Here is an 18,981-nt window from a genome sequence, read left to right on the forward strand (position 1 = left end):
AGATTATTAACTAAAGATGTATGACAATAGGAAACTTTCCCATTCGCTGTCAATGACCAAGCCAATGTAAAATCAAGACGCCAATCAATCCAACAACAGAAACGAGCGTTTCCATCACCGTCCATGAGCGAAACGTATCCTTCATGCTCACTCCAAAATAAGATTTAAACATCCAAAACCCAGGATCGTTGACGTGTGAGAACATAAGACTACCCGCTCCCGTCGCTAGCACCATTAATTCAGGAGTAACCTTTCCTGCCTGCACAATGGGAAGCATAATGCCCGCTGCCGTGAGCCCAGCAACACTAGCCGAACCGATAACTAGGCGAATGATACCGGCTATTAACCATGCAAGCACAAGAGGCGACAAGCTCAGGTCTGCGGTTAGGTCAGCGATGTAGTTCGCTACACCACTGTCTACCAAAATTTGCTTAAAGGCGCCTGATGCCGCAATGATAAAAAGGATCATCATTATCCCGCGGATTGCTTCTTCCACACTTTCTGATTGCTCCCGCAAACTTTTACCTTGGCGGATACCCATTGTGTACATCGCCATTAGCGATGCAATCATTAAAGCCACCACTGGGTCACCCAAGAAACGCAGTGCCTTCAGCCAAGAGGAGCCTTCTGGAAACATTAGATGGGAAAATGAACCAAAAGCAATTAAAATTATTGGAAAAAGCCCCGTAAATATACTAATTGCAAACCCGGGAAGCTCCTTCCTATCCGCTTGATTGTGTTCCGGAAAAAACTCGGTCGGTGGATTGGTCGGAATACGCTTAAGCATCCTGCCAAAGAGCGGCCCACCGATAATGATGGCAGGAATTGCCACAACAATGCCATAGACCATTGTTAAACCGATATCCGCTTTGTAGTTAAGCGCTATGGCCGTAGCTCCCGGATGCGGTGGCAAATAACCATGTGTCACGGACAGCGCTGCCAGCAACGGAATGGCTATGTAAAGCAAAGGCATTTTATTGGAAACACATACCATGAAAACGAATGGTACTAAGACGATAAAACCGACATTGTAAAATAAGGGAATTCCTACTAAAAAGCCCGTGAGAACCATTGCCCAAGGTAAGTTCTTTTTGCCAAATACAGCCGTTAGTACCGTTGTAATCTTTTCTGCAGCACCACCCTCCGCCATCAATTTTCCCAGTAAAGACCCGAAAGCCAACAATAGTGCCAACTGGCCCATAGTGGTACTCACTCCGTTTTCAACAGATTTAAGGATGTCGACGGCACTCATATTCATAGCAAAACCGACCGCAACAGAGGTTATCAGTAATGAAAAGATCGTGTTTAACCTGACGACGGTAACTAAAAGAAGTAGTAAAGCTACTCCCAAAATAACGATGATTAGAGGCATAATAATTTATATTTACTTAAAACTCACCTTCCAATATATGGTACAGGCGTTCAAATTTCCGGAAGTTTTTCATATATACAGCGTGATTCTCCGCACTCGGTTTATAATAATGCTCGGTCTCTTGCTCTCCTTCCGCTTGTTTGTTTTTTATAGTAGGCTCACATCCCTGAATACCCAAGGCTTCCAAGCCTATCAATGCTGCTCCCCATGCAGAGCTTTCTACTGTATTTTTGGTGAATACAGGTTTATTGAAAATGTCTGCAAGCATCTGCACGAACAACGATGACCGCGCCAAGCCGCCGCTTGCAAAGATCGTATGAATGGGACCGGTGTTCTCCTCTAACGCGATTCCTACACTGTAAATTGCAAACAACATCCCTTCCATCATGGCACGTGCAAAGTGCGCCCTGCCATGATGCAACTGTATTCCAAAATAAACACCTTTAGCATTGGAATTCCAATGTGGTGCCCGTTCACCAGTTAAATAGGGCAAGAATATCAAGCCCTCTGCCCCCGGAACGACGGAGCCGATCAAAGCATCTAACGACGCCGAAAGATCTCCATCTGCTTCCATTTGGGTATATTCGTTCAAAAAGTTGTCTCGAAACCAGTTGCGTAATACACCGCCATTATTAACCGCACCACCAATTATATATTCATTTGATCTCAGTAGGTAGGTAAATAGTCTTTGTTTTTTTTCTTGATTTGCCTGCGAGCTTGCTACGCGAATAGCTCCACTGGTACCTACAGTTACCGAAGCCACTCCAGGACGTATAGCTCCTACTCCGAGATTAGCCAAACAACCATCGCTACCACCTATAACAAAAGGGGTATCTTCAGGGATATGCATCAAGGCCGCAATTTCTCGGCTAGGCATATTTAAAATATAATTGACCGGAACTGGAGATGCTAGCTGTTCTTCCGATATGCCCGCCAAGCTTAACGCCTGATCAGACCATCTTAGGTGATGTATGTCGAAAAGCCCTGTTGCAGATGCAATGGAATGATCGACCACATACACGCCAAAGAGCCGGTAAAAAAGAAATTCTTTGATACCGATAAACTTGTACGATTGAGCAAATAATTTTTGATCATTGGCCCCTATCCACATTAATTTGCAAAGCAAAGACATGGGATGTATTGGTGTACCCGTCTGCTGATAAAGCAACCTGCCCGCCTCACTTGCCTCCAAGGCAACCGCAATATGCTCACTTCTGCGATCTGCCCATATAATGCAATTGCTAAGTGGCTGTCCTGCCGAGTCAACAGCGATCAGTCCGTGCATAGCACTGCTCACCGAAATACATACAGGTTTCGGTATCTCCACACTAGATTGCCTTAAGCTAATCATGACATGCATAATAGAATCAATACATGCGCCATAAACAATCTCCGGATCTTGCTCATACCACCCTTCCAACGGGTTTATTATAGGATAAGGTATACTATGCTGGGATAAGATGTTACCTGCGTGGTCAAATGCAACAGCTTTCGCAGATGATGTCCCAATGTCTAATCCAATGATCATAAATAAAATTGATGTTTAGGAAAGTTCAATATACGGAATATCTGTTAGCTTACAACAAAAGGCTCAATACCAGCAAAGTAATTGGAGCGAGAAAATCGCCGCATACCGATCTACTGATAATTGTCTTTCGTAGTATCAACATAAATGGTAAATTTCAACTTAGAAAAATGGTATTAAACGATGAGTATAGACAAAAAGAATAACTACGATTTTGGAATAGTTGGACTCGGCGTAATGGTATTGATCGGGAAGGTGTCTTTCACACACTTTGGGATTAAGGAAAAAAAGCTTGAAGGCTCGATTAATATTCTTTTAAAACACAAAAAAGCGGCTTTTATATCAAAAAGCCGCTTTTTATAACTGAGCCCCTATCGGGTTTTACACGACGTTTATCTAGATGCTAACGTTCAATATCTTTCAAGCTACTCATCTTCTTGTATTCCAAGAAACCTTTAATATCTTCAAAATGCTCCCGTACACGTTTATTTCCGAATTCAAAGACTTTCTCTGCCAAACCATCCAAAAAGTCACGGTCGTGCGAAACAAGGATCAATGTACCATCGAAATCTTTTAAAGCATCTTTGATAATGTCCTTTGTCTTCATATCCAAATGGTTTGTGGGCTCATCAAGAATCAATACATTGACCGGTTCCAACAACAATTTTATCATCGCCAAACGCGTTCTCTCCCCTCCAGATAATACTTTCACCTTTTTAGTTGTATCATCGCCGCTAAACATGAAAGCCCCCAAAAGATCTTTCATTTTAACACGTACATCGCCTACTGCGATTTGATCAATGGTATCAAAAACAGTCATTTCACCATCAAGTAAGGCTGCCTGATTCTGTGCGAAATAGCCAATTTTTGCATTGTGGCCAACTTTTAACGTACCTTCGAAATCGATCTCACCCATAATTGCTTTGATCATGGTAGATTTACCCTCACCGTTCTTTCCGACAAAAGCAACCTTTTCACCACGTTCGATAACCATATTTGCTTTTTGAAACACAACATGTTCATCATAAGCTTTGGTTAGATCCTCAACAATAACAGGATATTGACCCGAACGCGGAGATGGTGGGAACTTAAGACGCAATGCGGAAGTATCCACTTCGTCAATCTCGATGATTTCCAATTTCTCCAACATCTTTACACGTGATTGTACCTGCAATGTTTTAGAATAGGTTCCTCTGAAACGATCAATAAACTCCTGATTGTCCGCAATAAAGCGTTGTTGCTCTTCATATGCTTTTAGCTGATGCTGGCGACGCTCCTGACGTAATTCCAGGTAATGACTATACTTGGCACGATAATCATAAATCCGTCCCATCGTCACCTCAATGGTCCTATTGGTGATATTGTCGACAAATGCCCTATCGTGCGAAATAACGATAACTGCTTTAGCCGAATTGACCAAGAAATCTTCCAGCCATTGAATACTCTCGATATCCATGTGGTTGGTTGGCTCATCCAATAAAATCAAATCCGGCTTCTTCAATAATATTTTAGCTAATTCGATACGCATCCGCCAACCACCCGAAAACTCAGAAGTCTGTCTTGTAAAATCAGAACGCTCAAAACCGAGTCCCTTCAAGACCTTTTCAACTTCTGCATCATAATTAACTTCCTCAATTGAATAGAACTTTTCGCTTAATTCGGATACACGTTCGATCAATTGCATATAATCATCAGACTCATAGTCTGTACGGATATTTAATTGCTCATTCAGGTTTTCCAACTCATCACGCATACCATAGACTTCTTCGAAAGCCTTTGACGTTTCCTCAAAAACAGTCACGTTATCCTCTGTTAGCAAATGTTGCGGTAAATAGGCTATAATGGCATCTTTCGGACCAGCAACATTACCTGTAGTAGGTTTACCCACTCCAGCGATAATTTTCAATAAAGTCGATTTACCGGCGCCATTTTTACCCATCAATGCGATCTTATCATTCTCATTGATGGAGAAGGATACATCTGAAAAAAGAGTTGTTCCCCCAAAGGAAACAGAAATATTATTTACGTCAATCACTGTATATACACTTAATTTTGGCACAAAGATAAGCGAATCAATCTTATAAATAGACAATGGTGCATTTTTGTGTATCTTTGCCCCATGCGTTTTGATATTATTACGGTCTTACCTGACCTCTTGGAAAGTCCATTTGCACACTCTATTTTGCAACGAGCAAAGAACAAAGGCTTGGCTGAAATATATGTCCATAATTTAAGAGACTATTCAACAAATAAACACAAAAGTGTCGATGATTATCCGTACGGGGGCGGATCGGGCATGGTCCTTCAAATAGAACCCTTTGCCAAGTGTATTGAGGAATTGCAGTCTGAACGGGAATACGATGAGATCATTTACATGACTCCCGATGGTGAAACATTCAATCAGGATATTGCGAACGGATTATCGACAAAAGGAAATATGATGATTCTCTGTGGGCATTACAAGGGAATAGATCAACGTATCCGTGATATTTATGTAACAAAGGAGATATCTGTAGGTGATTATGTATTGTCTGGAGGTGAACTTCCAGCGGCGATTGTTACAGATGCTGTGATCCGTCTGATTCCCGGAGTTTTGTCGGATGAAACATCCGCGCTTTCAGATTCTTTTCAGGATGGATTACTTGATGCACCTATCTATACACGCCCTGCAGACTGGAAAGGCCACAAAGTGCCTGATATTCTCCTTAGTGGTCATGAGGCAAAAATCGCTGCATGGAAAGATGAACAACAGTTAAAAAGAACACAAGAAAGACGTCCTGATTTATTAAATGATTAAGAAATAAGGTGAATTTTTGTTTTTTTGTCACAAAAAGTTTGCTTATTTATTTTTTTTTATAAATTTGTGTAATAATGACACGAAGATATACAAATACAAATTGGTGGTGGCCTGAAGCAATAAGCATCGGGAACTAATTGGTATTGTCATAATATTTCATAATCAACCAAAACCATTTATGGAAATTCCAACCCCGATGCTGACCAGTATCGGGGTTTTTTTATACATAATTTACAAAAAGAAGATAAGACACAAAAAATGAAGTATACATTCAAAACACAAACCAGAAAGTTGCTTGCGGATACAACTACCCCCGTGAGCATCTATCTTCGTCTAAGAGATATCTTTCCAAACTCCTTGTTACTGGAAAGCTCCGACTACCATAGTCGCGACAACAACATAAGTTATATCTGTTGTCAACCAATAGCTGGAATCCAGCTCGATGAGGAAGAGCTGACGCTCACTTATCCGGGTAGAGAACGTATCGCAAAAAGTGCACACGAAATCGAATTACGTCAAGAAGTTTCCGATTTTAGAAATTCGTTCGAAGATCATACAATTGCTGAACTTAACTTGATCTCCAATGGCCTATTTGGTTACTTCACCTTCGATTGTATTGAACACTTTGAGGACATCAAACTCACAACAACGGTAGATCCAGCACGGAAAATACCGTTTATGCAATATCATGTTTACAAATATGTCATTGCCATCGACCACTTCCGTAATCAACTCTATATTTTTGAACATCTGCTGGACGACGAAGAATCAGAACTTGAAAGAATGCAGTTCCTTATTCAGAACAAAAACTTCCCTGAATATACCTTCAAACTAGCTGGTGAGGAAAGCTCCAATCGTACCGATGAAGAACACCGTCAGCTGGTCAAGAAGATGAAAGAGCATATCCAACGTGGCGATGTATTCCAGATTGTTCCATCCAGAGGCTTTAAGACACCATTCTCTGGTGATGAATTCAATGTCTATCGTGCACTCCGCTCCATCAACCCATCACCTTATCTTTTCTATTTTGACTACGGTGACTTTAAACTTTTCGGATCTTCGCCTGAGGCTCAACTGCGTATTCACGGAAAACAAGCGACGATTTTCCCTATTGCAGGAACATTTAAACGGACAGGCAACATGGAAGAAGATCAAAAAATAGCCACCAAACTCAAAGAAGATCCAAAAGAGACTTCAGAACATGTTATGCTCGTAGATCTTGCCCGCAATGACTTAAGTAGACATTGTACCCAAGTTAAAGTTGAGTCCTACATGGAACCACAATATTACTCCCATATTATCCACTTGGTCTCTAAAGTAACGGGCACATTAAAAGATAATATCAATCCATTTGACATCGTAGGCGATACGTATCCAGCGGGTACACTTTCAGGTGCTCCAAAACATATGGCGTTGACACTGATTGATCGTTACGAAGGATTACAACGCTCATTTTATTCTGGTGCAATTGGATTCATGGGTTTTAACGGCGACTTTAATCATGCCATTATGATTCGTTCCTTCCTAAGTAAACAAAACACCCTACACTATCAGGCCGGCGGTGGTATTGTACTAGATTCAGATCCTGAAATGGAGCTACAAGAAGTAAATAACAAAATTGCTGCTCTACGAAAAGCATTACAATTAGCAGAAACATTATGATCAGACCATTGGAATACTGTGTCAACAAGCAACATATCCATGATTCGGTAGACACTATTGACAACCGCATCGTTGAGCTATTGGCATTACGAAAAACCTATATCGGTAAAGGTAAGGCCTTCAAGGATGAGCAAAACGAAGAGCAGCATATTATTCGGAACCTGGGCAGTAATTATGGAGTGCTGGCAAAAAGATTTAATTTGCCAACCGAATTTATTCAATCTATATTTCAGGAAATTGAAAATTATATTAATCAAGATTTTATAGTAAAAGGTTATGAGCAACAATAAAATAGTCGTTATAGACAACTACGATTCGTTCACTTACAACTTGGTCCATTTGTTACAGGAATTAGATCAAGAGTATGTTGTATGGAGAAATGATAAATTCAAACTGGAAGATATTGATGCTTTCGATAAAATACTTCTTTCGCCCGGACCAGGCATTCCGGAAGAAGCTGGATTATTGCTTGATGTTATCCGTACCTACGCTCCACATAAAAGTATATTGGGCATTTGTTTGGGCCAACAGGCGATCGCAGAGGTTTTTGGTGGTACGCTATTCAATATGGAAAAACCTTTGCATGGCGTAGCAACAAATATTACCGTTGTTGATGAGTCAGAAAAATTGTTTCGCGACTTCCCAAAAGATTCCAAAATAGGACGCTATCATTCTTGGGCCGTAAACAAAGACACCTTACCGGCTAGCCTCAAGGTAACGGCGATCGACGAGAATGGCATCATTATGGCCTTAACCCATACTGAATACGATGTAAGGGGAATGCAGTTCCACCCAGAGTCGGTATTAACCACAAATGGTAAGAAAATAATTGAAAACTGGTTGGGAATCTAACATCTAGAAAAATGACTATACTTGATAAAATCATTGAACGAAAAAAAATAGAAGTAGAACAAGCAAAAGCTTTAGTTCCTTTGGAGGAATTATTAAACTATCCCTATTTCAATGTGGCTTGTCTATCGTTGAGAGAATCTATTCTTGATCCTGAAAAAACAGGAATTATAGCTGAATACAAAAGAGCATCGCCATCAAAAGGAGACATCAATAGCACTTCAGCAGTGGAAGATGTTGTAAAGGCATACGAGGAGGCAGGTGCTTCAGCGGTGTCTGTTCTGACGGATGGGGAATTTTTCAAAGGCAATTTAGAAGATCTATCGAAAGCACGTAAGGCTATTAGCATTCCTATCTTAAGAAAAGAATTCATCGTCGATAAGTATCAGATCGCCGAAGCAAAAGCGTATGGCGCAGACATCATTCTTTTAATTGCAGCATGTCTGAAAAAGGAGGAAGTTCAGGAATTTGCAGCCTATGCACATCAATTGGGTTTAAATGTCTTACTTGAGGTGCATAACGAACAGGAACTGTTGGATAATCTTTTTGATGACATTGACGCAATCGGTGTTAATAATAGAAATCTGAAAGATTTTTCAGTCGACATTCAGCATTCCTATGATCTCCTAGACAAAATACCAACAGAATATATTAAAGTATCTGAGAGCGGCATAGCTGATCCTTCGACAATTAAAGCCTTAAAAAAAGCTGGATTCCAAGGTTTTCTAATTGGTGAAAATTTCATGAAGACAGCCGATCCTGGACAAGCCATCAAAGACTTTGTAAAAGAAATATAGGGAAATCGAACCCTGACAGCAGGACGGCTATCCTCTCCTTTAATTATCGATTTGGCGGGCTTAGCGATTTGAACAGTCAACGTTCGACAGGGTCTGAAGAGATCAAAAATAGGCTTTAAACTCGTGACAGTGAGTTAACTTTATACTAATGCCAAATTTTGTACCTTTGTAAAAAATTATCGAAGATGTCGGTCAAGATTGGTGAAAATATTGATTTGGGTAAATTCCCTTTGTTATTAGCTCCGATGGAGGATGTAAGTGATCCTCCGTTTCGCTATGTGTGCAAACAGAATGGTGTTGATTTAATGTATACTGAATTTATTTCTTCGGAAGGGTTAATTCGGGATGCTGCAAAGTCAATTCAAAAATTGGATATTTTTGAGTATGAACGTCCTATTGGCATTCAGATCTTCGGTGGAGATATTGAAAGTATGCGTCAATCTGCTGAAATCTGCACAAAAGCAGGACCTAATTTAATCGACATCAATTACGGCTGCCCAGTTAAAAAAGTAGTCTGTAAAGGAGCTGGTTCATCCCTGCTACAGGACATCGATAAAATGGTTGCAATGACAAAAGCTGTCGTTGAGGCTACGGATTTACCCGTAACGGTGAAAACACGTCTTGGTTGGGATGACAACACAAAAAATGTATACGAAGTTGCTGAAAGACTACAAGATGTGGGGATCAAAGCACTGGCTATTCATGGACGTACGCGCGCACAATTGTATAAGGGTCAGGCGGACTGGTCCATGATTCGGGATATCAAACGTAATCCGCGTATCAAAATCCCAATTTTTGGCAATGGCGATGTAGACTCTGTCGAAAAAGCTGCGGCATGGCGCCAGGAGTTTGAAGTGGATGGCATTATGATTGGCCGTGCAGCAATCGGATACCCTTGGATCTTTAGAGAAATCAAACATTTTTTCAATACTGGCGAACGTTTAGAAGGACCTACCATTGCTGAACGTGTCGAGGTTTGCCGAACACATCTCAACAAATCCATCGAATGGAAAGGTGACAAATTGGGTATTTTTGAAATGCGTAGGCATTATGCGAATTACTTCAAAGGAATCCCCAACTTTAAAGAACACCGCATGAAATTAGTCAGCTTACAAAGCCAGGCAGAGATTCTTGAGGTACTTTATGAAATTGAACACAATTTCTCCGCAGAAATGGTATAATACTGAAGTCTACAATTTATAAAGAAAAAGGTCGTGCTAAGTTAACATTAGCACGACCTTTTTTCTTTTAAGCATCTTTCTTGATAAATCGCTTGAGCTGATTTCGTTCCATCAAAAATACACCTCCCAGGTAAGCGATTAAAAGTCCATTACCAATAAAAACATTATGATGAAATACAAAGTAAGAAAGGTAGGAGAAACATATTCCCGCAAATATATACATCAGGATCTTTCCCAATTTATAAGGTATAGGGTAATGTTTTTGCCCCCATACATAAGATAGCACAACCATAGCAAAGTAGGCTAAAAATGTGACTATTGATGCTCCCACATAGCTGTATCTCGGAATCAGATAATAATTTGCCACGATGGTTATTCCTGCGCCTACCAATGAAATATACAAAGCGTACCGCGTTTGATCAGAAAGCTTATACCATACCGAAAGATTCATATAAATCCCCAGCAGCACATAATTGAACAGCAACAAAGGAACAATGAAAAGTCCAGACCAATATAAGTCACGTGTTTCCACATTTCCTTTAATAAAATACTTCAGCCAGTCAATATTCGCTGTAATCCCCAACATAACTAACATCATGGCAATGACGAAATATTCCATAATTAACGCATAGGTCTTTTTCGCATTTGCATTTTTTGCATAAGAAAAGAAAAATGGCTCTGCCCCCAATCGAAAAGCCTGAACAAAAATACTCAGAAACATCGCCAATTTTCCAACGGCTCCATAGATCCCCAAATCGCGATCACCAATATCCTTAGGCAGGTAGATTGGCAATACAATTTTATCTAAATTTTCGTTGATGATATAAGAAATATTGGCTATTAAAATCGGAAAGCTATAGGATAGCATCTTTAAGATTAGCTGCTTTTCGGGTTTAAAATAAAAACCTCTCATTTCAGGCAGAAGAAATAGAAAGGTCGCTGCACTTGCCACAATATTGGAAATAAATACATAACCTATCCATTCATTTCTGTACCAACCGGAACACCAAGAGCCCAATGCACCTCCATCTTTTATCAAATAGGGAACCAGAGCAATAAAGAATAGGTTAAGAACAACCATAATACCGATATTGGCCAATTTAATAACACCAAATCGGATAGGCCTTCCCTCCGATCTCAATTTCGCAAAAGGAACAATAGCTAAAGCATCCAATGCCAATATGAGGGCAAAATACTTCACATAGCTCTCGTAATCGGCATTGTAAGTTCCCTTATTCAACCAACCACCAATAGTGCCAGCAAAGACAATGGCCGTTATAAAAAATAATGTTGCCAGAGTGGCAATGACGATAAAACTATTATTGAAAACCTGCTTCTTATCCTTTTCTTCGACTTTTTGGAGAAACCTAAAAAAAGTAGTTTCCATACCAAATGCCAAAACGGCATTGATCATGGACGCCCAGGCGTACATATTGGTAAATATTCCGTAGGACGCAGGTGGATATTTGAGGACATAGAGTGGCGTCATAACGAAATACAGCATACGTGCTATAATCGTACTCAGGCCATAAATCATGGTCTGTCCAGCGAATTTTTTAAGTACTGACAAGGTGAAAAGACTTAAGATTGAACTCTTTTAACTACTTCAAAATTGGAAAAGCCCTTCATTTCGCCTTCCTTTACTTCAACACTTTCAACAATTGCACCCTCGGGCCCTTCTTGGCAGAACTCCAACAGTGAATCTAGTGCAAACTCGTCGCCCTCGCCCTCAATATAGACAGAACCATCTTTTAAATTGACAACAAAGCCCCTAACACCAACTTGATCTGCAACCGCCTTGGTTGTCAATCTAAAAAAGACTCCCTGTACTTTACCTATTATTGAAATATTCAAATGTTTCATCTGTAACTTATTTTTTCTTCCATCGGTCAGATGGAACTTACCATGACTATAGTTCCGTTATTATAGTCATGGACGGTTCAATAAGAGCAAAAGTACAGAAGTTTTGGGGAATTAAATACTACGCTAAACGTTTTACCTTAACATCTTCATGTAGGCGCATGTGTTCCATACCTTGCAACAATACAATCCCAGGCTTTTTACCCACTTCAAGTGAGCCAAATTCATCCTCAATGTTCAACGCGATCGCACCATTAATCGTAGCCCATTGAATAGTCTGCAAGAAATCGAGATCCTCAAAGTGCGCATGCAATACCTTTAGTTCCTCCAAAATGGATAATGTATCATTTGAAGCTAAACTGTCCGTTCCGATTACTAAACGCTGTCCGGCATTCATAAAATTCTGAACCTTTGGTAATGTTCCTTCAATATAAAGGTTGGCTTTTGGACAAAGACACCACATCACATCACGATCCATGCGCTCTACAAAATCCAGATCTTTAAGAGAAGTATAGGTATTATGAACCAACAATAATTTATTGGGATATGGCAAATAAGGAAGATAGGACTGAATCGAATTTCTTGCCTGCGCCTTAATCGCATCGGCGTTTTTTCCTATACTTTTATAAAAGTCCAGGAACTCCCCCATTTTATAACGAAACAGTTTATTCTCCTCTTCACTTTCTTGATTGTGGATACTGATAATATTTGTTTCCGGAACCATCTTCTTGAATTTTTTGAAAAGTACTTTCGAACAAGAATATGGCGCGTGTGGCGTAATGGATACATGCCCATTCCTAAACTCTTGAGTCAACGATTTAGCCTCTTTTAACTTAAAGTCAGCTTCGTCAGGTTCAATTCCGAGCACCTCCACAAACGTATGATATAAGATCTGAGAATCTTCCTTCAGTTTCGAGGAATTATCTGTGTTGGCATGATCTCCGACTGCAACAATACCATTTTCATACATCTCTCGATCGGCTTTTGCCATAGCGTCGTCTATTTTTTTCATCGACGCCGACCGCGTTGTCATCACCTTACTAAGAAAACTCGGAAGTCCCGTACCTTTAGGGACAATACCTTTCATATGCGACAATTCAATGTGGCAATGTGCATTGATAAAACCTGGAATTATCACTCCTTCATATCTCTCAACCTTCGTTTTGTCTGAAGGTGTAAATGAAGTTGGATCATAGATACCTTGAATTACCCCCTCCTCATCTACCGAAACAATACCATCTTTTATTGGCATTGAAGTAATCGGCAGAATATAATTAGCGCTTAAATATTTTAACATTTTATCTCCTCACTATCAATTTAGTAACTAAAAATTTTTGACCTGTATGAATACATACCTCTAGTAGAAAAATTCATGCCAAGGTACCTAAAAAGAACAATAAATACCAAAAACAACAATTTGCACAAATTTTTAACCAAAAAGAAATAAAGCCGTAAATCCACTCTTTTGTATTTGTCATAAATTACTTCTTTATACTTCATTTCAATTTTAAATTTATATATTCGCAGCATCGAATAGGGGTGCCTTGTTTTGTCAGGAACACAAATAAAGGCTGAGATTATACCCAACAGATTAAATTCTGTACACCTGATCCAGATAATGCTGGCGTAGGGAGAGGTTAGTTAAATAGTGCGGTCATAGTAACCCCTTGCTATGATTTGTTTAACTCAAACAAAATACATTACCATGATCAAATTTTTGATTTGTAGCTCCTTAGCTACTATTTCAAGTCAAATTGCCATTGCGCAACAAAATCTGACAATTAAAGCTGTAGACAATACCAATCAGACTCCCTTACAGTACGTTTCCATATCCATCGATGGACAAGCATCCTTCGCTGGCCAATCGGACAAAAACGGACTGATTAAACTATATCGTATCAATACAGGTAAGCATCAGATTCAGGTATCTTCTCTTGGATATAAAACATGGAGCCGAAATGTGGATATTAAAGACAATTTGGAACTTACGGTAGCATTAGAACCTAGTACAATTCAAATGGAAGAGGTCCTTGTTCAATCTACCCGTGCCAAAAGAAATGCTCCTACAACCTTTAAAAACATCTCCAAAGAAGAAATAACACGTAACAATCTCGGTCAGGATATCCCATTTCTTTTAAATCAGACCCCGTCCGTGCAGGTAAATTCCGATGCCGGTGCGGGTATAGGTTATACAGGAATGACGATCAGGGGATCCGACAATCAACGAATCAACGTAACACTCAATGGAATCCCCTTAAATGATGCAGAGAGCATGGGTTCCTTTTTTGTAAACCTTCCCGACTTTGCCTCTTCTACCGAGAGCATCCAAGTTCAGCGTGGTATTGGGACCTCGACGAATGGCGCCGGATCATTTGGAGCCTCATTAAATATCCAGTCCAATACTCTAGTAGAAACCCCTTACGCAGAACTCAACAATTCATTTGGCTCTTATAATACTTGGAAAAATACGGTCAAAGTCGGTACCGGACTAATTGACGACAAATTTGCCTTCAATGCCAGATTATCTCGAATAAGTAGCGATGGTTACATCGAAAGAGGTAGTTCAGACTTACAATCTTTCTATGTGGACGGAGGGTATTATGGCAAGAAACATATTTTAAAAGGAATTGTATTCTGGGGAAAAGAAAAGACCTATCAAGCCTGGAATGGCGTTCCTGAACCATTGATTACAGGAGATCGGTCGCGCATGGATGATTATGCAGATAATGCACTCGAAATTTCCGGTGCCGAGAAGGATCGTTTCATGAACGCTGGCCGTAATTATAACCTATACACGTATAACAATCAAACAGATAATTATACGCAGAAACATCATCAACTTCATTATACCAATATACTGAACGACAAATTGACGCTCAATACAGCCTTACACTATACAAGAGGTTATGGTTACTATGAAGAAATGAGACCGGGAGATAAACTAAGTAAATACGGTTTGCCTAACGTCATTATTGGTAAGGACACCATTCAAAAAACAGATCTTGTCCGCAGGAGATGGCTGGATAATTATTTTTACGGAATGACTTATGCTCTGAATTACAGGCCGAACGATCAGCTTGAAATTACTTGGGGTGGAGCTTATAATCAATATAAAGGAAAACATTATGGCCAGGTGATTTGGGCACAATATGCATCAACAGGATTTCTTGACGACAAATATTATTTTGGGAAATCACAAAAAAATGATTTCAGCAATTTCTTAAAAATCGATTACAAACTAGACAAATGGATATTAATGGCCGATATTCAATATCGGAATGTAGATTACCACATGTATGGTGATGATGATAAGGTAAAAAATTATAATTATCATCCTAAGTTTAATTTCCTGAATCCTAAAGCTGGTGCAACTTATCTGCTAAATGACCATTCAAATGTATACGCTTCTTATGCCTTTGCACAAAAAGAACCTGTCCGAAAGGATTTTATAGAGAAAAATAGCGCCTTACCAGATCCTACCCCAGAGAAAATGCAGGACATTGAATTGGGCTATCGTTTTACAAATGAAAAATTCAACATCGGATTAAATGGATATGGCATGTTTTACAAGGATCAGTTGATCCCAACAGGTGAAATTAGTGATACAGGCTCTCCAATTCGACAAAATGTCAATGATAGCTATAGAATAGGTCTTGAATTCGATGGATCATGGAACATCAGCAAGCAGTTCAATTGGAAAGCAACAGCTAGTTTCAGCCAAAATAAAATTAAGGACTTTGAAGAGGTCATCGGCGATACAAGGATATTTTATTCGAAAACAAACATTGCTTTATCACCGGGAACTATTTTGTCAAGTAATTTCTCTTATAGTCCAATAACATCACTTACATTTTCGCTTCTATCCAAATTTGTAGGAAGACAATACCTGGATAATTCTTCTGCAAAAGAGAGAAGCATTTCCGCTTATTTTGTCAACAATCTGTTAGCAAACTATAACTTTACAGCATTAGGTATCAAAAACATCAGTGCAACCTTACAGGTCAACAATATACTGAACGAGAAGTACGAGGCCAATGGCTACACCTTTGGCTGGATGGAAGGAGATACCCGGAAGTATTATAATTTCTATTTCCCACAAGCCCCAACGAATTTCTTACTGGGCTTGAATTTCAAATTCTAAACCACCCTTTATAAAAGCCTCCTGATTCCAAACGCATTAGTAGCTGGGAAGGCGGACTGAAGGTCGCTTCTGATCAAATCCTTTAGCATAATTAGCGTCCCTTTTTCCTTCGGGAGAAAGGGACGTTTCTATATATACCTTGGAGAAAACTGAATTTCCCATCGTGTTTGACAATCGGAATTTTTACCTTTGGTTTTATACTTTTCACTATGCGCGCAGTTATACAACGAGTTACCAAAGCTTCTTGTACGGTAGATAATCAGATAACAGGCCAGATCCAGAAGGGTCTAATGATTTTATTAGGAGTTGAAGAAGCAGATACAACGGAAGATCTGAAATGGTTAGGACAGAAGTTCATCAACTTACGCATCTTCGAGGATGAACAGGGTATGATGAATAAGTCGATACAAGATGTAGACGGAAATATCTTACTCATCTCACAATTCACGCTCTTTGCTCAAACAAAAAAAGGAAACAGGCCTTCCTTTATCAGAGCAGCAAAACCGGACAAAGCCAAACCAATGTATGAAGAGATGGCTTTACTGCTAAGTCAATTGCTCCAAAAAGAGGTTCAGCTTGGCATATTCGGAGCCGATATGAAAATCGACCTACTGAATGATGGTCCAGTTACCATCGTCATGGACACAAAAGATAAGGACAACTTTTAATTTTTAATTGAACACAAGATGACTATTAAAGAAGCACAAGAGATTATTGACAAATGGATCAATAGTACCGGAGTACGTTATTTCAACGAGTTGACAAACACCGCCATACTCATGGAAGAAGTCGGTGAAGTTGCCCGAATAATGGCTCGGCAATACGGAGAACAATCTTTCAAAAAGTCAGACAAAGAAGTTAATTTAGCAGATGAAATGGCCGATGTATTATTCGTTTTGATGTGCCTTGCCAATCAAACGGGAATTGATCTAACAGCGGCTTTGGAACAAAATCTTCAAAAGAAATCAATTCGGGATGCCGACCGCCATAAAAACAACGAAAAACTTAAATAACCAAGAGTAGTATTGTTTGTACACCTCTTTGAGATAATATTTAATTTTAAATCGCGTACGATGTATAAATTCATAACCTATTCGCTCATAGCAAGCATATGCTTTGCCTCTTGTGCGACAAGACAGCAGCTAAATACTAAGGTTGAGCAGGCCAGTACTTTTAATAAGGCTGCCGTTGTCACAGCACATCCTTTGGCTTCAGAAGTCGGGGTAAAGATTTTAAAACAAGGTGGGAATGCAATAGATGCTGCAGTTGCCGTACAATTTGCTCTTGCAGTTGTTTATCCCAATGCAGGAAATATTGGCGGCGGTGGCTTTATGCTCTACCGCGATCATCGGGGTAATTTAGATGCCTTAGATTTTCGTGAGAAGGCTCCCCTAAAAGCATCCCGGGATATGTATCTCGATGCCCAAGGCAATGTTATTCCGGAGTTGAGCCTTTATAGTCAATTGGCCTCTGGTATCCCTGGATCTGTTGCTGGTATGTGGGAAGCCCACAGAAAGTACGGCAAATTACAATGGAAAGATCTCGTACTCCCAGCAATACAGCTAGCCAGAACAGGGTTTAAAATCAGTCAACGACAAGCCAATGAGTTTGAAAGCCATAAAGAGCGTTTTGTCAAACTGAATCCCGCTGGTGCTGCAATTATCAAAACCACAGTTTGGCGAGCAGGTGATCTATTTATCCAGGAGGAACTTGCAAAAACACTGGAAAGAATCGCAATCGAAGGCCGAGACGGTTTCTATAAAGGTAAAACGGCCGATTTAATTGTTGCCGAAATGGACAAAGGGAAAGGCATTATTAATCATCAAGATCTACTGGATTATCAGGCACTTTGGCGTACCCCAATTTCCACAAATTATAGGGGCCACAAAGTTATTTCCATGCCACCACCTTCGAGTGGGGGAACATCTCTTTTAGCCCTGCTCAAATCAGTCGAACAGTTTCCACTTCAACGCTGGGGCTTCCAAACCGATTCAACCATTCGTGTTATGGTCGAAGCTGAACGCTATGTATATGCCAATCGGGCTAAATATTTAGGAGATCCTGATTTTATTAAGGTACCTGTCGAACAGCTTATTGACTCAAGCTCAAATGCGCATAAACTCCATTCAGTCAATTTCCATAAAGCGACATCAAGCAAAGATGTCAATGCAGATGTCATTCCGGGTTATGAAAGTGAACAAACGACGCATTTCAATATTGTAGACGAGCAAGGGAATGCAGTATCCATTACAACAACACTTAATGATTCTTATGGCTCAGGAGTATTTGTGGAGGGCGCAGGTTTTCTCCTAAATAATGAAATGGACGATTTCTCCGTAAAGACCGGTATCCCAAACATGTATGGGCTTACTGGGGAAAAAGCGAACGAGATTCAGCCCGGCAAAAGGATGCTCAGCTCCATGACACCCACTATTGTAGAAAAAGATGGCAAACTATTTATGGTTGTAGGAACCCCTGGAGGATCAACCATCATTACCTCTGTTTTTCAGACCATCCTCAATGTTATTGACTTCCGACAAAATGCCCAATCAGCTGTGAGCCTGCCAAGATTTCATCATCAATGGCTTCCTGATCGTATTGACGTTGAAAATAACGCAATCGATGTCAATCTACGTGATCGATTGACAAAAGATGGCTATACGATAAATCCGAGAGGGACAATCGGCCGCGTGGAGAATATACTTGTATTACCAAATGGTAAATTACAGACAGGAGCCGACCCGCGTGGAGACGATACGGCAAAAGGCTATTAAAGAACAAAAAGAAAGAGGCTGTC

At 40.0% G+C, this 18,981-nt stretch carries 17 protein-coding genes; 11 read left to right on the plus strand and 6 right to left on the minus strand.

Annotated elements, in window-relative coordinates; genetic code table 11:
• Nucleotides 1-49 precede the first annotated feature (49 nt).
• Nucleotides 50-1,372, minus strand: a complete 1,323-nt coding sequence (locus DTA23_RS04810; RefSeq protein WP_112373955.1) for a gluconate:H+ symporter — start codon at nucleotides 1,370-1,372, stop codon at nucleotides 50-52.
• A gap of 16 nt (nucleotides 1,373-1,388) precedes the next feature.
• Complete coding sequence (locus DTA23_RS04815) at nucleotides 1,389-2,900, minus strand: gluconokinase (protein WP_112373956.1); 1,512 nt, start codon at nucleotides 2,898-2,900, stop codon at nucleotides 1,389-1,391.
• 180 nt (nucleotides 2,901-3,080) lie between these two features.
• On the opposite strand from DTA23_RS04815, the gene DTA23_RS04820 reads away from it, so the two are divergent.
• On the plus strand, nucleotides 3,081-3,260 hold the full coding sequence (locus DTA23_RS04820) for a hypothetical protein (protein WP_070561606.1): 180 nt from the start codon (nucleotides 3,081-3,083) through the stop codon (nucleotides 3,258-3,260).
• A 40-nt stretch (nucleotides 3,261-3,300) separates the two neighbouring features.
• Here the strand turns inward: DTA23_RS04820 and DTA23_RS04825 are convergent, their stop codons facing one another.
• On the minus strand, nucleotides 3,301-4,932 hold the full coding sequence (locus DTA23_RS04825; RefSeq protein ID WP_046674822.1) for an ABC-F family ATP-binding cassette domain-containing protein: 1,632 nt from the start codon (nucleotides 4,930-4,932) through the stop codon (nucleotides 3,301-3,303).
• A gap of 84 nt (nucleotides 4,933-5,016) precedes the next feature.
• On the opposite strand from DTA23_RS04825, the gene trmD reads away from it, so the two are divergent.
• The 6 genes from trmD to dusB all read left to right on the plus strand — a co-directional run bounded on the left by trmD (nucleotide 5,017) and on the right by dusB (nucleotide 10,183).
• Nucleotides 5,017-5,694: a tRNA (guanosine(37)-N1)-methyltransferase TrmD gene (gene trmD, locus DTA23_RS04830; protein ID WP_070561607.1), complete on the plus strand. Its 678-nt coding sequence runs from the start codon at nucleotides 5,017-5,019 to the stop codon at nucleotides 5,692-5,694.
• Between the two features lie 258 nt (nucleotides 5,695-5,952).
• Nucleotides 5,953-7,356 (plus strand): anthranilate synthase component I family protein, encoded by a 1,404-nt coding sequence (locus DTA23_RS04835; protein ID WP_070561608.1) that lies wholly within the window; start codon nucleotides 5,953-5,955, stop codon nucleotides 7,354-7,356.
• Nucleotides 7,353-7,646: a chorismate mutase gene (locus DTA23_RS04840; RefSeq protein ID WP_070561610.1), complete on the plus strand. Its 294-nt coding sequence runs from the start codon at nucleotides 7,353-7,355 to the stop codon at nucleotides 7,644-7,646. The genes DTA23_RS04835 and DTA23_RS04840 overlap by 4 nt, the downstream gene beginning before the upstream one ends.
• Nucleotides 7,633-8,208, plus strand: coding sequence for an anthranilate synthase component II (locus tag DTA23_RS04845; RefSeq protein WP_112373957.1), 576 nt, complete (start codon nucleotides 7,633-7,635; stop codon nucleotides 8,206-8,208). The genes DTA23_RS04840 and DTA23_RS04845 overlap by 14 nt, the downstream gene beginning before the upstream one ends.
• 11 nt (nucleotides 8,209-8,219) lie before the next feature.
• Entirely contained in the window at nucleotides 8,220-9,002 is a 783-nt protein-coding gene (gene trpC / locus DTA23_RS04850) for an indole-3-glycerol phosphate synthase TrpC (protein WP_112373958.1), read from the plus strand.
• 185 nt (nucleotides 9,003-9,187) lie between these two features.
• Nucleotides 9,188-10,183, plus strand: coding sequence for a tRNA dihydrouridine synthase DusB (gene dusB / locus DTA23_RS04855; RefSeq protein WP_070561616.1), 996 nt, complete (start codon nucleotides 9,188-9,190; stop codon nucleotides 10,181-10,183).
• A gap of 67 nt (nucleotides 10,184-10,250) precedes the next feature.
• On the opposite strand, the gene DTA23_RS04860 is transcribed toward dusB, so the two are convergent.
• The 3 genes from DTA23_RS04860 to DTA23_RS04870 form a co-directional block, all read right to left on the minus strand.
• Nucleotides 10,251-11,720 (minus strand): lipopolysaccharide biosynthesis protein, encoded by a 1,470-nt coding sequence (locus DTA23_RS04860; protein WP_112374065.1) that lies wholly within the window; start codon nucleotides 11,718-11,720, stop codon nucleotides 10,251-10,253.
• Nucleotides 11,721-11,764: 44 nt separating this feature from the next.
• Nucleotides 11,765-12,046, minus strand: a complete 282-nt coding sequence (locus tag DTA23_RS04865; RefSeq protein ID WP_112373959.1) for an acylphosphatase — start codon at nucleotides 12,044-12,046, stop codon at nucleotides 11,765-11,767.
• Between the two features lie 118 nt (nucleotides 12,047-12,164).
• Entirely contained in the window at nucleotides 12,165-13,340 is a 1,176-nt protein-coding gene (locus DTA23_RS04870; RefSeq protein WP_070561620.1) for an amidohydrolase family protein, read from the minus strand.
• A 408-nt stretch (nucleotides 13,341-13,748) separates the two neighbouring features.
• Here DTA23_RS04870 and DTA23_RS04875 point away from each other — a divergent pair, with 408 nt between their 5' ends.
• The 4 genes from DTA23_RS04875 to ggt all read left to right on the plus strand — a co-directional run bounded on the left by DTA23_RS04875 (nucleotide 13,749) and on the right by ggt (nucleotide 18,958).
• Nucleotides 13,749-16,184, plus strand: coding sequence for a TonB-dependent receptor (locus tag DTA23_RS04875; RefSeq protein WP_112373960.1), 2,436 nt, complete (start codon nucleotides 13,749-13,751; stop codon nucleotides 16,182-16,184).
• A 209-nt stretch (nucleotides 16,185-16,393) separates the two neighbouring features.
• Nucleotides 16,394-16,852, plus strand: coding sequence for a D-aminoacyl-tRNA deacylase (gene dtd, locus DTA23_RS04880; protein WP_070561625.1), 459 nt, complete (start codon nucleotides 16,394-16,396; stop codon nucleotides 16,850-16,852).
• An 18-nt stretch (nucleotides 16,853-16,870) separates the two neighbouring features.
• A complete protein-coding gene (locus tag DTA23_RS04885; RefSeq protein WP_070561627.1) occupies nucleotides 16,871-17,197 on the plus strand; it encodes a nucleotide pyrophosphohydrolase in 327 nt (108 codons plus the stop codon).
• 60 nt (nucleotides 17,198-17,257) lie between these two features.
• Entirely contained in the window at nucleotides 17,258-18,958 is a 1,701-nt protein-coding gene (gene ggt / locus DTA23_RS04890) for a gamma-glutamyltransferase (protein ID WP_070561629.1), read from the plus strand.
• Nucleotides 18,959-18,981: the final 23 nt, after the last annotated feature.

This window comes from Sphingobacterium multivorum (genome assembly GCF_900457465.1).
Classification (GTDB): Bacteria; Bacteroidota; Bacteroidia; order Sphingobacteriales; family Sphingobacteriaceae; genus Sphingobacterium; species Sphingobacterium multivorum.